Annotated in this window: 18 protein-coding genes; 7 read left to right on the top strand and 11 right to left on the bottom strand. The window is 73.6% G+C overall.

Translation table 11 applies throughout. The annotated features are described in order from the left end of the window. Position 1: 1 nt before the first annotated feature. Positions 2 to 691 (top strand): potassium channel family protein, encoded by a 690-nt coding sequence (locus SM452_RS13440; protein ID WP_262013542.1) that lies wholly within the window; start codon positions 2 to 4, stop codon positions 689 to 691. Positions 692 to 698: 7 nt separating this feature from the next. Here the strand turns inward: SM452_RS13440 and SM452_RS13435 are convergent, their stop codons facing one another. From SM452_RS13435 to dut, 4 genes are all read right to left on the bottom strand, one after another. Continuing rightward, positions 699 to 1,379: a DUF3159 domain-containing protein gene (locus SM452_RS13435; RefSeq protein ID WP_194803002.1), complete on the bottom strand. Its 681-nt coding sequence runs from the start codon at positions 1,377 to 1,379 to the stop codon at positions 699 to 701. Next, entirely contained in the window at positions 1,376 to 1,756 is a 381-nt protein-coding gene (locus tag SM452_RS13430; RefSeq protein ID WP_013284795.1) for an OB-fold nucleic acid binding domain-containing protein, read from the bottom strand. The genes SM452_RS13435 and SM452_RS13430 overlap by 4 nt, the downstream gene beginning before the upstream one ends. A 172-nt stretch (positions 1,757 to 1,928) precedes the next feature. Next, positions 1,929 to 2,549: a DUF3710 domain-containing protein gene (locus tag SM452_RS13425; protein WP_463840006.1), complete on the bottom strand. Its 621-nt coding sequence runs from the start codon at positions 2,547 to 2,549 to the stop codon at positions 1,929 to 1,931. A gap of 25 nt (positions 2,550 to 2,574) precedes the next feature. Continuing rightward, entirely contained in the window at positions 2,575 to 3,072 is a 498-nt protein-coding gene (gene dut / locus SM452_RS13420) for a dUTP diphosphatase (protein WP_181726802.1), read from the bottom strand. Between the two features lie 85 nt (positions 3,073 to 3,157). Between dut and SM452_RS13415 the strand changes: the two genes are divergently transcribed. Next, the gene (locus SM452_RS13415) at positions 3,158 to 3,649 is read left to right on the top strand and encodes a DUF3093 domain-containing protein (RefSeq protein ID WP_128139123.1); all 492 of its coding nucleotides are present in this window, start codon (positions 3,158 to 3,160) and stop codon (positions 3,647 to 3,649) included. Between the two features lie 41 nt (positions 3,650 to 3,690). On the opposite strand, the gene SM452_RS13410 is transcribed toward SM452_RS13415, so the two are convergent. Continuing rightward, on the bottom strand, positions 3,691 to 4,425 hold the full coding sequence (locus SM452_RS13410; protein ID WP_262013653.1) for a hypothetical protein: 735 nt from the start codon (positions 4,423 to 4,425) through the stop codon (positions 3,691 to 3,693). A 210-nt stretch (positions 4,426 to 4,635) separates the two neighbouring features. Beyond that, on the bottom strand, positions 4,636 to 4,932 hold the full coding sequence (locus tag SM452_RS13405; RefSeq protein ID WP_013284790.1) for a DUF4193 domain-containing protein: 297 nt from the start codon (positions 4,930 to 4,932) through the stop codon (positions 4,636 to 4,638). A gap of 439 nt (positions 4,933 to 5,371) precedes the next feature. Here SM452_RS13405 and SM452_RS13400 point away from each other — a divergent pair, with 439 nt between their 5' ends. Further along, positions 5,372 to 5,887, top strand: coding sequence for a LytR C-terminal domain-containing protein (locus SM452_RS13400; RefSeq protein ID WP_262013654.1), 516 nt, complete (start codon positions 5,372 to 5,374; stop codon positions 5,885 to 5,887). Positions 5,888 to 5,957: 70 nt separating this feature from the next. Here SM452_RS13400 and SM452_RS13395 read toward each other — a convergent pair whose 3' ends face one another. Beyond that, positions 5,958 to 6,779, bottom strand: coding sequence for an inositol monophosphatase family protein (locus SM452_RS13395; RefSeq protein WP_262013544.1), 822 nt, complete (start codon positions 6,777 to 6,779; stop codon positions 5,958 to 5,960). A 286-nt stretch (positions 6,780 to 7,065) separates the two neighbouring features. Here SM452_RS13395 and SM452_RS13390 point away from each other — a divergent pair, with 286 nt between their 5' ends. Next, on the top strand, positions 7,066 to 8,667 hold the full coding sequence (locus SM452_RS13390; protein WP_121684303.1) for an RNA polymerase sigma factor: 1,602 nt from the start codon (positions 7,066 to 7,068) through the stop codon (positions 8,665 to 8,667). 244 nt (positions 8,668 to 8,911) lie between these two features. Then, on the top strand, positions 8,912 to 9,145 hold the full coding sequence (locus SM452_RS13385) for a DUF7455 domain-containing protein (protein WP_262013545.1): 234 nt from the start codon (positions 8,912 to 8,914) through the stop codon (positions 9,143 to 9,145). A gap of 162 nt (positions 9,146 to 9,307) precedes the next feature. Here SM452_RS13385 and SM452_RS13380 read toward each other — a convergent pair whose 3' ends face one another. The 3 genes from SM452_RS13380 to SM452_RS13370 form a co-directional block, all read right to left on the bottom strand. After that, complete coding sequence (locus tag SM452_RS13380; RefSeq protein WP_262013546.1) at positions 9,308 to 11,041, bottom strand: DEAD/DEAH box helicase; 1,734 nt, start codon at positions 11,039 to 11,041, stop codon at positions 9,308 to 9,310. A 179-nt stretch (positions 11,042 to 11,220) separates the two neighbouring features. Then, positions 11,221 to 11,871: a trimeric intracellular cation channel family protein gene (locus SM452_RS13375; protein ID WP_262013547.1), complete on the bottom strand. Its 651-nt coding sequence runs from the start codon at positions 11,869 to 11,871 to the stop codon at positions 11,221 to 11,223. A gap of 40 nt (positions 11,872 to 11,911) precedes the next feature. Continuing rightward, positions 11,912 to 12,130 (bottom strand): DUF3039 domain-containing protein, encoded by a 219-nt coding sequence (locus SM452_RS13370; protein ID WP_091579574.1) that lies wholly within the window; start codon positions 12,128 to 12,130, stop codon positions 11,912 to 11,914. Positions 12,131 to 12,218: 88 nt separating this feature from the next. Here SM452_RS13370 and SM452_RS13365 point away from each other — a divergent pair, with 88 nt between their 5' ends. Continuing rightward, complete coding sequence (locus tag SM452_RS13365) at positions 12,219 to 13,145, top strand: pseudouridine-5'-phosphate glycosidase (RefSeq protein ID WP_355507116.1); 927 nt, start codon at positions 12,219 to 12,221, stop codon at positions 13,143 to 13,145. Then, positions 13,142 to 14,038, top strand: a complete 897-nt coding sequence (locus SM452_RS13360; RefSeq protein WP_262013549.1) for a carbohydrate kinase family protein — start codon at positions 13,142 to 13,144, stop codon at positions 14,036 to 14,038. The genes SM452_RS13365 and SM452_RS13360 overlap by 4 nt, the downstream gene beginning before the upstream one ends. Positions 14,039 to 14,078: 40 nt before the next feature. Here SM452_RS13360 and SM452_RS13355 read toward each other — a convergent pair whose 3' ends face one another. After that, a complete protein-coding gene (locus SM452_RS13355; RefSeq protein WP_463840026.1) occupies positions 14,079 to 14,435 on the bottom strand; it encodes a DUF3099 domain-containing protein in 357 nt (118 codons plus the stop codon). Positions 14,436 to 14,531 lie beyond the last annotated feature (96 nt).

Raw genomic sequence — 14,531 nt, 5'->3', positions numbered from 1 at the left:
CATGCGGATCGCCATCGCCGGCGCCGGCAACGTGGGCCGCTCGATCGCCCAGGAGCTGATCGACAACGGCCACCAGGTGATGCTGATCGAGCGGCAGCCGAAGATGCTGCGGCCCGACCGGGTGCCGGCCGCCGACTGGGTGCTCGCCGACGCGTGCGAGCTGGCCAGCCTGGAGGAGGCCGACGTGGCCGGGTGCGACGTGGTCGTGGCCGCCACCGGCGACGACAAGGTCAACCTGGTGGTGTCGCTGCTGGCCAAGACCGAGTTCGCGGTGCCCCGCGTGGTCGCCCGGGTCAACCGGGCGGAGAACGAGTGGCTGTTCACCGAGCAGTGGGGCGTGGACGTCGCGGTGAGCAAGCCGCGGGTGATGGCGGCGCTGGTCGAGGAGGCGGTCACCGTCGGCGACCTGGTCCGGCTGATGACGTTCCGTCAGGGCGAGGCGAACCTGGTCGAGATCACGCTGCCGCCGACAGCGCCCTACGTGGGGCAGCCGATCCACGCGGTGCCGATCCCCCGGGACGCGGCGCTGGTGGCGATCGTGCGTGGCAAGCGGGTGCTGGTGCCCACCCCGGACGACCCGATCGAGGCCGGCGACGAGCTGGTGTTCGTCTGCACCGCGGCGGTGGAGGACGACGTGCGCGCGGTGATCCTCGGCCCGGCCAGCGCGGACCGGCACCGCGACCGCGCCTGAGGCGGGGTCAGGAGCCGGGTAACGGGGTGGGTGCGGTCTCCCGGGTGACCCGGCGCACCACCCACACCGTGATCAGCAGCAGCAGCGCGTACGGCGGGTAGCCCAGTGCGAGCCGGGCCACGCCGAGCGCGGTGTCCTGGTGGGCCAGGTAGAGCCCGGCCTGTACGCCGACCTTGGCCAGCCACACCACGCCCCAGAGCACGGTGAGCTGGGTGAAGGTGCGGACCAGCTTGGGGTCGTCGCGCCACTCGGAGCGGCCCTTGGCGACCAGCACCGACCAGATCCAGCCGACCAGCGGCTGCCGGATCGCGGCCGACAGCAGCAGCGCCAGGCCGTACCCGATGCCGTAGAGGATGCCCGGCAGGTAGAAGTCGCGCTCGTCGCCGGTGCGCAGCGCCAGCAGCGCGCCGATGCCGACGCCGAACAGCCCGTTGACGGCGTGCCGCACCGGCTTGCGCTGGGCCAGCCGCAGCCCGGCGATCAGCAGCGCCACCGCCACCGAGGCGTACACGGCGGGGCGCAGCTCGCCGATCACGTTGGCGATCACGAAGACCACCACCGGGATGCTCGACTCGACCAGCCCGCGCCATCCGCCGAGCTGGTCGGCCATCTGCTCGGCGAGGCTGGGCAGCCGCTCCTCGTCCTGCGGGCCGAGCCCCGACGGGGTGTGCTGCTGTCCGGTCGTCACTTCGGCGACTCCAGCTCGTAGTACGGGTTGTAGATCACCTTGCGGTCGTCACGCACCGCCACCCGGCCGCGCGCGGTCAGGTGCCGGCCCGGCTCGATCCCGGCGATGTGCCGGCGGCCCAGCCAGACCAGCGTCACCACGTCGTTGCCGTCGTAGAGGTCGGCCTCCAGCGTGGGCAGGTTCGTGCGGGGCGTGTAGACGACGGTACGCAGCCTTCCGGCCACCGACACCACCTGACCCCTGTTGCACTGGTGGGCGGGCGTGCCGCCGGACTCGGCGCTCTCCCGGCGCAGCTCCTGCGCCTCGATCTCGGCCTCGCTCGCGGTGAGCCGGTGCAGGAGCCGCCGCAGCGACCCCCGGCTCTCGTCGGTCGTCATGACCTCCGCGTCACCCTCTCCACAGCGGGGCCCCGCGGGCGGCGGAACCGTCCCGCCAGCGTACGCCGGTGTGGCCCGCCGGCGGGAGCGGCGTGTCGCGCGTACCGCCGCCGGCGAACCGGACACGGCGCGGGCCCGGCGCCGATCGGCGCCGGGCCCGGGCACGTGTGGCTCAGACCTCCTGCTGGTCGGCGGCCTGCTGCTCGGCGACCTCGCGGGGCAGCCGCAGCGGCAGCGGCTCGCGCACCGGCTTGGCCTCCTGGCCGCGGTCGACGACCAGGCCGTCCAGGCAGGCCGCGAGCGGGCCGGCGGCGGCCGGGTCGGTGGCGGCCGCGCCCTGGAAGACGCCGCGCACCATCCAGCGCGGGCCGTCGATGCCGACGAACCGCAGGTCGGTCGGCCCGTCCGGGGTAGCCACGCGGGCGCGCAGCTCGGGCCCGTGCTCGCCCTCGACCTCCCGGGCGGTCGCGCCGTCGTTCACGAGCGACTGGCGGATCTCCTCGCGCACCTCGTCCCAGATGCCCTCGGACCGGGGCGCGGCGAAGACGCCGAGCTGGAGCGCGTTCTGCCCGTGCACGAGCACGACCTGCTGGATCACGCCCTGCGGGTCGGCCTGGACCCGCACCTCGACGTCCGGCACCGCCGGGATCTGCAGGCTGCCCAGGTCGAGGCGAGGCGCGTCCGGCGCCTCGCTGACGTCGTACGGGCCGCGGTCCGGCGCCGACGGGGTCTCCTCGGCGTCGAGGACCCCATTGTCACGCGCCTCGTCGGCCCGCTTCCGGGAGAAGATCACTGCGCCCACCCTCCGCTGTTCACACTCACCCTGCCACCTCTTCGCTCTGCCCGCCGGACGGCGCCGGGACCAGCCCGGCGTGCCCGCCGGTGGATCCGTGCCCGCCGGTGCCACGCCGGGACCCGGGCAGCTCGGCCACCGGCCGGAACTCGGCCCGGGCGACCCGCTGGACCACGAGCTGCGCGATGCGGTCACCCCGGCTGATCCTGGCCGGTGTGTCCCGGTCGTGGTTGATCAGGTTGACCAGGATCTCACCCCGGTAGCCGGCGTCGACCGTACCGGGCGCGTTGAGCACCGTCACGCCGAGTCTGGCCGCGAGTCCGGATCGGGGGTGCACCAGCCCGACGTAGCCGTCCGGCAGCGCCACCGCCACGCCGGTGGGGACCAGGGCCCGGCCGCCGGGGGGCAGCTCGACGTCCGCGGCGGCCACCAGGTCCGCCCCGGCGTCGCCGGGATGGGCGTACGCCGGCAGTGGCAGCTCCGGGTCGAGCAGCCGCACGGGCACGGGTACGACGTCTGTCACGGTCATCCTCTTCCGTCCGGTCCTGCGGGGTGCCCCTGCCATCCTGCCGGTTGCCGGGCCGCCCGCGCGCCGTACCCTCGTCTGTGTGCGTCAGTCGTCATCTCCGGCCGCCCCGACGGCCACCGCCGCGCCGTACGCGGAGCGCCTCGGGCTGCCCTGGTGGGCCTGGCCGGCCGGGCTGGCCGCGGCCGTCCTGCTCGCGGTCGAGCTGTGGATGGGCGCGACCGGGGCACGCGCCTGGCTGCCGTTCGTCCTGCTGATCCCCGCCGCCGTGGCCGGCCTGTGGTGGCTGGGCCGGATCCGGGTCGAGGTGCGTGACGGCGAGCTGCGGGTGGACGACGCCCACCTGCCGGTGCGGTACGTCGCGGACGTGGTGCCGCTGGACGCGGCCGGCCGGCGCGAGGTGCTCGGTGTCGGCTCCGACCCGCTGGCCTTCGTGGTGCAGCGGCCGTGGATCGGCGGCGCGGTGCAGGTGGTGCTGGACGACCCGGCCGACCCGACCCCGTTCTGGGTGGTCAGCACCCGGCATCCGGTCCAGCTGGCGACCGCCCTGCTGGCCGCCCGCGACGCGGCCTGACGGCCCGGCCCGGCGCTGCCGCCGAGGCTCGGCGCAGCCGGTCAGGACGGCTTGTCCGGGAGGGCCCGCGCGGTACGCCGCAGGTCCTTGCGCAGCTGCTCGCCGAGCGCGCGGGTGGCCCGGCGGTTGAGGTAGCCGGCCACGGCGGCGCCGGTCAGGAACGGCCCGAGCGTGGTGAGGTTGCGCCCGAAGCGACGCATCAGGCTGTCGCGTAGTTCGCGGCGGGCGGCGGTGCCGAGCACCGCGCTGACCCCGACACCGGGCATCATCGGGTTGATCCCCCGCTGGGTGGCCCAGGACTGCACGAGCGCCACGGCACGGCCGGTGCCGCCGGCCGGCAGCGCCACCCGGTGGACCTCGTGCAGCTCGCCGATCAGCTTCAGCTCGATCGCCACCACGGCCACCGTCTCGGCGGCCAGCAGCACGGGTGCGGAGAGCAGGGTGGGCGTCACCGCCCACTCGACGGCGGCGACCCCGCCGCCCGCGGCGCCGACCCCGGCGGTGGCGCGGGACGCGTTGCGGACCAGCCGGTCGGCGAGCGCCTCGTCGTCCAGGCCGGGGAAGTGCCGCCGCAGCGTGGCGAGGTCACGGATCGGCACGTGCGGTGCGACCTCGGCGACCGTGTCGGTCATCCAGCGCACCGCGGCACGGGGCTTGAACAGGTCGCTGATCCCGCGGGCGCGGGCCTGCCCGACCAGCCGGGTGAGCAGTTGCCGCCGGCGGGCGGGCGCGATGTCGTCGGCGGTCAGGGCGGCGACGGTGGCGCCCAGCTCCACGGTGTCCGGGCTGTCCGGGCCGGGTACCTCCGGGCCGGGCGTGTCCGGGCCGGCTTGTTCGCTGCGCTCGCTCACCCGTCCGCCCTCCTGCTCCGCGCGGCGTGGCAGCCGCCCGTACGAGTCAAGCAGCTCCCGGCCACGCGCGCACGGCGGCGGCTCGAACAGCGGCGGCCCCGTCGAGGAGGCCGCCGCTGGTGTCCCCGGTCGGGATCAGACGCACTCGCGGCAGATCAGGTCGCCATTGCGCTCGACCGCCAGCTGGCTGCGGTGGTGGACCAGGAAGCAGCGGGCGCACCGGAACTCGTCCTGCTGCATCGGGAGGACCTTGACCGTGAGCTCCTCGTCGGCCAGATCGGCGCCGGGCAGCTCGAAGCTCTCGGCCACCTCGGCCTCGTCGACGTCCACGGCGCCCGACTGTGAGTCGACCCGCCGGGCCTTGAGCTCTTCCAGGCTGTCCTCGCCGAGGTCGACCTCGTCGCGACGCGGGGCGTCGTAGTCGGTGGCCATCGGTTTCACTCTCCAATATCGATATTGTCGCTGCCGGTTGTAACGCCGGACGACGCCGTTTCGGTTCCCCTGACCGGCCACCATCTCTGTCGGGCACCCGACCCGACGAGCGGTGGGCCGGGCCCGCCGGTGCGAAATGCCCCCGGTGAGCGCGGAACCTTACCCCCCCTGTGGGCGAGGCATGTATACCGCCCTTGCGGGAGAGATGTACGCCTCTGCGCCCGAAGTTGTTCCCAATGTGACTCAGGCGACACGAAGATAGGGGTAGTCCTACCGGTTCACCGCCCGGCGCGCCGGTATGTCGGACTGTTTCCACGCCTGAGCCGGACAAGCGTTAACCTCAGCGGCGTACTGGACGGCCGACCGGTCGCGGCCCGACCGCGTCGCCCGCCACCACCCAATCACTGTCCGGGGAGCGCCCAGGATGAGTTTTGCGCGAGTGCGAGCACTCGTTGTCGTCGGACTGCTGGCGGCTGTCGCCCTGGTCGTCGTGGTCGTCGCCGTGTTGAAGGACAGTCAGGGCACAGCCGGTACGGCGGCCGCCTGCCCGGACGGCTGGCCGCTGGTCGACCTGCGGCTGCGGGAGCAGAAGGACGTCAAGATCAACGTCTACAACGCCACCGACGAGGCCGGCCGGGCCGGCAGCGTCGCGGACGACTTCCGCAACCGCAAGTTCCAGGTCAAGAAGGTCGGCAACGAGAAGAAGGCGTTCGACGGCGTGGCCGAGCTCCGGTTCGGGCCCAAGGCCGTGGGCTCGGCACACCTGCTGCGGGCGTACTTCCTCAACGAGGCCAACCAGGCTTTCGACGCGAACCGCAAGGACGACGTGGTCGACGTGGTACTGGGCAACCAGTTCCAGCAGCTCGCCACCACCACCGAGGTCAACCAGTCGCTCGGCGACCTGGGCGCGCCGCAGGCGCCGCCCGAGACCTGCCCGATGCCGATCGAGAAGTAGCCGACGGCGGCCCGGCGACGCGGGGCGGTCTCCCTCCGGGGAGGCCGCCCCGTCGCGTGTCCGGCGCCGGTCACGGCCCGCCGGAGGCGTCCAGGTCGGCCAGCCGGTCGTGCAGCGGCCCGTGCAGCGCCGGCGGCGCGGCGAGCACCATGTCCGGTCCGGCCGGGCGGCCGGTCAGGCCGGTCACCAGCAGCCCGGCCTCCCGGGCGACCAGCCCGCCGGCGGCCAGGTCCCAGTCGGCCAGCCCCTTCTCGTAGTACGCGTCCACCCGCCCCTCGGCGGCCAGGCAGAGATCGAGCGCGGCGGCGCCCATCCGGCGGATGTCCCTGATGTGCGGGATCAGCTCGGTCACCACCCGCGCCTGGTGCGCCCGGCGGCCGGCGTCGTAGCCGAACCCGGTGGCGACGAGCGCCTGCCCGAGGTCGGTCGCGGTGGAACCCTGCAGCCGCTGCCCGTCGCGCCACGCGCCGCCGCCGAGCGTCGCGGTCCACTCCTCGCCGGTGACGACGTTGCGGACCACCCCGGCGACCACCTCACCGGCCACCTCGGCGGCCAGCGAGACGGCGCAGTAGGGCAGCCCGTACAGGTAGTTCACGGTTCCGTCGATCGGATCGAGGATCCAGCGCACGCCGTCGTCGCCGGCCGGGCCGGTCTCCCCCGCGCCGTACTCCTCGCCCAGCACCGCGTCGCCGGGCCGCCGCTGCCGCAGCGCGGCGACCACCTGCCGCTCCACCGCCCGGTCGGCGGCCGTGACCACGTCGGTCACCGTGCTCTTGGTCGCGGCCACCGAGACACCCTCGACCCGCATCCGGTACGCGGTGGCGGCTGCCTCCCGGGCCACGTCGACAGCGATCGTGAGCAACTCCCGCGCCGTGGGCGTCGAGGTGATCATGTTTCTCCCCTTCCCGCACGATCGGGACCGGCCGTCTCGCGCGCGGGTATCATCCTTACAAAGTCCACATCTGCGCCGAATCTGCGGTCCCGGACCGCGGGTCCGCCGTGCGGCGCGGGATGATCGCGGCAGACGGCGTTACAATTCACCCTGCCCACGCGCCACGGACCGCCAGCGACCGGACGGGCCGGGACACGGGGGTCCTCAACGACTCGCCCGGCGCGGCCGTCCCATGCTGCGCCGGACGACCCGGCCGTGCTCGCTCTTTCGCCTCCGGAAGGTCTTCGTGACAGATCCCCGCCAGACCGGCGCCGACGTTCGCTCGCTCACCGACACCCTGATCGCCCACGCGCAGAGCGCCGGCGGCCAGCTCACGTCGGCCCAGCTCGCGCGCACCGTCGAGTCCGCTGAGGTGACCCCGGCCCAGGCCAAGAAGATCCTCCGCGCACTCTCCGAGGCGGGCGTGACGGTGGTGGTGGACGGCTCGGCGAGCACCCGCCGCCGCGTCGCCGCCGCCCGGTCCGCCACCCCGGCCTCCCGCGCGACCACCGCCAAGACCACCAAGAAGGCCGCCGCGCCCGCCCCGAAGCAGGCTCCGGCCGCCGACGAGTCGCCCGCCCCGGCCCCTCGGAAGGCGACCGCGCGCAAGGCCACCACCGCCGACGTGGCCAAGGCCGCGGCCCCGGCGAAGGCCACCAAGGCGACCCGCGCCACCAAGGCCACGGTGGCGGCGAAGACCGCCGCGGCCAAGCCGGCCAAGGCCGGTGGCAAGGCCGAGGGCCCCGACGGTGAGATCGACCCGGAGGAACTGGCCGCCGAGATCGAGGACGTGGTGGTCGAGGAGCCGGCCGAGCTGACCCAGGCCGCCGAGGCCGACGCGGCCAGCTCCGCCACCGACAACGACTTCGAGTGGGACGACGAGGAGTCCGAGGCGCTCAAGCAGGCGCGCCGGGACGCCGAGCTGACCGCCTCCGCCGACTCCGTGCGGGCGTACCTGAAGCAGATCGGCAAGGTGCCGCTGCTCAACGCCGAGCAGGAGGTCGAGCTGGCCAAGCGGATCGAGGCCGGCCTCTACGCCGCCGAGCGGCTGCGCGCCGCCGACGAGGGCGAGGAGAAGCTGGTCCGCGACCTCCAGCGCGACCTGATGTGGATCTCCCGGGACGGCGAGCGCGCCAAGAACCACCTGCTGGAGGCCAACCTCCGCCTGGTGGTCTCGCTGGCCAAGCGCTACACCGGCCGCGGCATGGCCTTCCTCGACCTCATCCAGGAAGGCAACCTCGGCCTCATCCGCGCCGTCGAGAAGTTCGACTACACCAAGGGCTACAAGTTCTCCACCTACGCCACCTGGTGGATCCGCCAGGCCATCACCCGCGCCATGGCCGACCAGGCCCGCACCATCCGCATCCCGGTGCACATGGTCGAGGTGATCAACAAGCTCGGCCGTATCCAGCGCGAGCTGCTCCAGGACCTGGGCCGCGAGCCCACCCCGGAGGAGCTGGCCAAGGAGATGGACATCACACCGGAGAAGGTGCTGGAGATCCAGCAGTACGCCCGGGAGCCCATCTCGCTCGACCAGACCATCGGCGACGAGGGTGACAGCCAGCTCGGCGACTTCATCGAGGACTCCGAGGCGGTCGTCGCCGTCGACGCGGTGTCGTTCTCGCTGCTGCAGGACCAGCTCCAGCAGGTCCTGCAGACGCTGTCCGAGCGTGAGGCGGGCGTGGTGCGCCTGCGTTTCGGCCTCACCGACGGCCAGCCGCGCACCCTGGACGAGATCGGCCAGGTGTACGGCGTGACCCGGGAACGCATCCGGCAGATCGAATCCAAGACCATGTCCAAGTTGCGGCACCCCTCGCGTTCCCAGGTGCTCCGCGACTACCTGGACTGACCGCGCACGTCAACAAATCGTGCCGGTTTGATCACCAACCGTAGAACACTCTTTGGTGATCGTTCGGTTGCCTGTTTGTGATCGTTGACGTGGCACCCTTGGTGCACGGCACACTGTCCTCCACGCCAGGTGTGACCTCGGTCCCCCGCGGGCACACAGGGAAGGCAGGGCCCGAGATGGGTGTTGCACGATAGGTGAGCAACCGAAGAGAGTGTTCATCGGTGACGACCAGAGGAGGAAGGCGATGACCCCGACCCTCACGCCGCCGCCCGAGACGGTGAGCCCCCCGGCCGCCGATGAACGGTGCGACCGCTGCAATGCTGCCGGCAAGCTCCGGATCACTCTGGCGGGTGGGAGCGAGCTGGTGTTCTGTGGGCACCACGCGAACAAGTACGCGGAGGATCTGATCAAGATCACCGTGCGCTACGCGTCGGACCCGGAGTTCAGCTGGCGAGGCGCCGATCTCATGGCGAACTGAGGTCCGACAAGAAGTCCACAACCCGACATGACCGGCCGGAGGCACCCGCAAGGGGAGCCTCCGGCCGGTTTTTCGTGCGGGTGCCGCCTGATGCCGCGCGGTGCCGCCCGGTGCTAAGGAGGGGCCCCTGCTCTACCGGAGGCGTTAACAGGGGGCCCTTCCTTACAGGGTCTGCACGGTGGCGATGCGCTCCTCGAGCTGCTCGATCGTGGCCTGCGCGCTGGGCGGGCCGCCGCAGATCCGGCGCAGCTCGGCGTGGATCTTCCCGTGCGGCTGGCCGGTGTGGTGGTGCCGGGCGGCCACCAGGGCGTTCAGCTGCCGCCGTAGCGCCACCCGACGCTGGGCGGCACTCATCGGTGGGGGCGCCGCCGCCGGGGCCGCAGCGGCCGGCTCAGCGGTCCGCTGGGCGGCCCGGCGCTTCTGCGCGGCGAGCTGCTCGGCCTGCCGCTTCGTCAGCAGCAGCGAGACCTGGTCGGCGGTGAGCAGACCGGGCAGACCGAGGTATTCCTCCTCCTCGGGCGTGCCGGCCTGGGCGGCGGTGCCGAACGAGGCGCCGTCGAAGATCACCTGGTCCAGCTCGGCGGTCGCGGAGAGCGCCGCGAAACGCTTCTCCAGCTCCCCGCTGGCGCCGTCGTCGCGCTGGGCGCGCTCCAGCAGGTCGTCGTCGAAGCCCTCGCGGTCCTTCGGCTTGCCGAGCACGTGGTCCCGCTCGGCCTCCATCTCGCTGGCGAGCCCGAGCAGGTGCGGCACGCTGGGCAGGAAAACCGACGCGGTCTCGCCGGAACGGCGGGCCCGGACGAACCGGCCGATCGCCTGCGCGAAGTACAGCGGGGTGCTGGCACTCGTCGCATACACGCCGACGGCGAGCCGGGGGATGTCGACGCCCTCGGACACCATCCGCACCGCGACCAGCCACCGCTGCTGGGAGGCGGCGAACGTCGCGATCCGCGCGGACGCGCCCTGGTCGTCGGAGAGCACCACTGCGGCCTTCTCACCGGTCACCTGCTCCAGCAGCTTCGCGTACGAGCGGGCCACCTGCTGGTCGCTGGCGATGACCAGGCCGCCCGCATCAGGCATGCCGTTGGCGCGCAGCACGCTCAGCCGGGCGTCGGCGGCACGCAGCACCTGCGGCATCCAGTCGCCGGCCGGGTCCAGCGCGGTACGCCACGCCTGGGCGATCAGGTCCTGCGTCATCGGCTCGCCGAGGCGGGCGGCCAGTTCCTCACCGGCGTTCGTGCGCCAGCGGGTCTCCCCCGAGTACGCCAGGAACAGCACCGGCCGGACCACGCCCTCGCGCAGCGCGTCGGAGTAGCCGTAGACCGAGTCGGCGCGCGAGCGCAGCAGCCCGTCGCCGCCGCGCTCGTAGCTGACGAACGGGATCGGGTTGTCGTCGGAGCGGAACGGCGTACCGGTGAGCATCAGCCGGCGTACCGCGGGCTCGAAGGCCGCCTTCACGCCGTCGCCCCAGGTACGCGAGTCGCCGGCGTGGTGGATCTCGTCCAGGATGACGAGCGTGCGCCGGGTCATGGTGCGCCGCCGGTGCACCTGCGGCGCCATGCCCACCTGGGCGTAGGTGACCACCGCGCCGTGGAAGTCGGCGGCGGAGTGCAGGTCGGCGTTGCGGAACGCGGCGTCGAGCTGGATGCCGACCCGGGCGGCGGCCTGTGCCCACTGGGTCTTCAGGTGCTCGGTCGGCGCGACCACGGTCACCGCCTCGACGGTGCCGTCGGCGAGCAGCTCGGCGGCGATGCGCAGCGCGAACGTGGTCTTGCCGGCGCCGGGCGTGGCGACCGCGGTGAAGTCCTCGGTCCGGCGGCGCAGGTATTCGACGAGCGCCTTGCGTTGCCAGGCGCGCAGGGGCGGGAACGTGTCGAGCGTCGGCATCCGCGGTGGCACGCGTAGCTCCTCTCCGCCGCGGACGGCGGCGGGCCCGACCGGGGCCACGGGAGCCGCCGCCCATGAAAACGCCCTCGCGCATCCGGTGCCGCGAAGGCCGGTTCAGCATAACCAGCGCGGGCCGTACGCCCCACTCGACGCCACGCCTGTCACATCCGCCCGCCCCGGCGCAGGGCGGGTCAGGTCAGTGGTCCCCGGGTGCCGGTGCGTGGCGGCCGCATCGTCGCCACCGGGGCGGACCAGCGCCGGCGCAGCGCGATCAGGCGCAGCCCGAACACGAGCAGCACGGCGCCGGTCAGCGGCACGGCGGTGGCCTGTCCGCACGCCGACAGCAGCGCCACAGTGATCGCTCCGGCGAGCGCCGCGAGGGCGTAGATCTCGCGGCGCAGCACCACCGGGATCTCGCCGGTGAGCAGGTCCCGGCCGAGACCGCCGCCGATGGCGGTGAGCATGCCGATCATGCAGGCGCCGACCGCCGGCACGGCGGCGTCGAGGGCCTTGAGCGTGCCGGTGACGGTGAACAGGCCGAGGCCGGCGGCGTCGAGCACCAGCACCGTGGTGCGCAGCCGGGCGAGCTGGGGGTGCAGCCAGAACACGGCCGTGGCGACGACCGCCGCGGTGGCGGCGTAGCGCCAGTCGGCGAACGCCAGTGGGGGCACCTCGTCGATGGCCAGGTCGCGGAAGATGCCGCCGCCGAGCGCGGCGACCACGCCGACGAAGACCACGCCGAACAGGTCGAGCCGTTTCGCCACCGCCGCGGAGGCGCCGGAGGCGGCGAAGACCGCCACGCCGGTCAGGTCGGCGAGAAGCAGGGCGGTGGAGGTGGTCACCGCCGCAGGTTACGTCCAGGGGCGGCGGAGCCGCCCGCTGTCACTCGGAGTACGAGTCGTAGATCTCCTTGCACTTCGGGCAGACGGGCGAACCCGGCTTGGCCGCCTTGGTGACCGGGAACGTCTCGCCGCAGAGTGCGACCACGTAGGTGCCCATGACGGCACTCTCGGCGATCTTCTCCTTGCGGACGTAGTGGAACATCTCCGGACCAGTGTCCGCGTCCTTCAGCTCGGGACGCTCGAGAACCTCTGTGCTCACGACTACACCTCCGGCGTTCCAGTTTTGCAGGTCGGTCCGCCCCGGTCCACCTGGGCCCCGGCCGGAAGCGGCCCGTACGGTAACCGACGTGACCAACTTTCACATCAGTCTCGGTAGTGAGGTGGCCGACGCCCTGCGGGACGGCCGCCCGGTCGTGGCGTTGGAGAGCACGATCGTCTCGCACGGGCTGCCCCGCCCGGACAACCTGCGGGTGGCGCGCGAGATCGAGCAGGCGGTACGGGACGCGGGGGCGGTGCCGGCCACCATCGGCATGGTCGCCGGCGAGCTGCGGGTGGGGCTGGACGACGCCCAGCTCACCCGGCTCGCCACCGTCGACGGCGTGAGCAAGCTCTCGGTCCGCGATCTGGCCCCGGCGGCGGCAACCGGCGCTGACGGCGCCACCACCGTGGCGGCCACGAGCGCTGTCGCGGCGGCGGCCGGGATCGGCGTGTTCGCCACCGGTGGGCTCGGCGGCGTGCACCGGGAGGCGGCGCAGACGTTCGACGAGTCGGCCGACCTGGTCACGCTGGCCCGGACGCCGATCGCCGTGGTCTGCGCCGGGGTGAAGTCGATCCTCGACGTGGGCGCCACGCTGGAGCGGCTGGAGACGCTCGGGGTGGGCGTGGTCGGCTACCGCACCCGCCGCTTCCCCGGCTTCTACCTGACCGACTCGGGCTTCGACCTGGACTGGTCGGTCGAGTCGCCGGAGCAGGTGGCGGACGTGCTGGCCGCCCGCGCGGCGCACGGCGTGCACCACGGTGGCCTGGTGGTGGCCAACCCGCTGCCCGCCGACGAGCAGCTCGACCCGGCGCTGCACGACCGCACGCTCGCCGAAGGGCTGGCCGCGCTGGCCCGCGAGGGGATCACCGGCAAGGCGGTCACCCCGTTCCTGCTGTCGCACTTCCATTCGGCGACCGAGGGCGCGAGCCTGGCGGTGAACGTCCGGATCATCCTGCGTAACGCCGACCTCGCGGCCCGGATCGCGGTCGCCGCGGCGACCCGCCGCGCCCCATGAGCGCCACGCCGCGAATAGTCGTCGTCGGCGACGTGATCACCGACGTGCTCGCGGTGCTGTCCGGGCCGCTCGCCACCGGCTCGGACACCGCGGCCGGGATCCGGTTCAGCGGCGGCGGGCAGGCGGCGAACACCGCGGCCTGGCTCGCCGGGCAGGGCGCCGCGGTGACGCTGGTCGCCGCCGTCGGCGACGACGAGACCGGCCGGGAGCGGGTGGCCGAGCTGACCCGGATCGGTGTGGACTGCGCGGTGGAGCGGCACGAGGGCTACCCGACCGGCACCGTCATCGTGCTCGCCCACGACGGGGAGCGCACGATGATCAGCCAGCGGGGCGCGAACCTGCGGCTGACCGCCGGGCACGTGGACGCGGCGCTGGCCGCCGCGCCCGACGCCGGGCATCTGCACCTGTCCGCGTACACCCTGTTGGACGTCGGGTCGCGCGGCGCCGGCCTGCGCGCGCTGGCCACCGCCCGCGAGCGCGGGCTGACCGTCAGCGTCGACGCGGCGTCCGCGGCGCCGCTGCGGCGCGTCGGCGGGGCGTTCCTGACCTGGGTACGCGACGTCGACCTGCTGCTGGTCAACACGGACGAGGCGACGGTGCTGGCCGGCGGGCTGGACCCGGCGGCGCAGGCGCGGGCGCTGACAGCCGTGGCGCACCGGGTGGTGGTCAAGCGCGGCGCGGCGGGCGCGGTGTGGGTGGAGCGCGGCGGTGTGGTGGAGTTCGCGCCGGCGCCCGGGGTGGACGTGGTGGACGTGACCGGCGCCGGCGACGCGTTCGCAGCCGGGCTGCTCACCGCGTGGCTGGCCGGGGCCGACCCGCGTGCCGCGCTGGCCCGCGCCGGTGACCTGGGCGCGCTCGCCGTGACGACTGTGGGCGCCCGCCCGGCGCCCTGACGGGCGGTGGCCGGTCCGGGCGGTGCTCCGCCCGGGCTGGTCAGGGCTCGGCGTCGATGATCTTGTGCGGGTTCTCCTCGGCGGTCACGGCCGTGGGGGCGGGCTCCTCGCGGCGCCGGTTCTGGAACCGGTTCGCCAGCCGGTGCTCCTCCTTGGGCGGCCGGTCGTTGGCGAGCAGCACGGCGAGCCAGGGCACGAGCACCATGCCGAGCGCGCACAGCGGCAGCCAGAGCCAGAGCAGTGGGGCCTTCGCGCCGACCAGGATCGCGCCCGCCACCAGACACGCGACCCGGATGGCCATCATCAGCACGTATCGCTTCTGCCGGCTGTTGAGCTGGTCGTCCTGGCTGCGCGGGGCGTCGGTGATCAGTATCGGCTGGTACGCCTGACGCTTCACCACGGACCTCCTACGAGGGGATAGGGCCCATCCTGTCACTCCGGACGGATGATCGGCGAAATTCGTGACAGCCGGACGCGTGTTACGTGCGTGGTA

The organism is Micromonospora sp. SYSU B005, assembly GCF_055362685.1.
The sequence above is the reverse complement of the archived record's forward strand: the minus strand, read 5'-3'. Positions and strand labels throughout refer to the sequence as shown.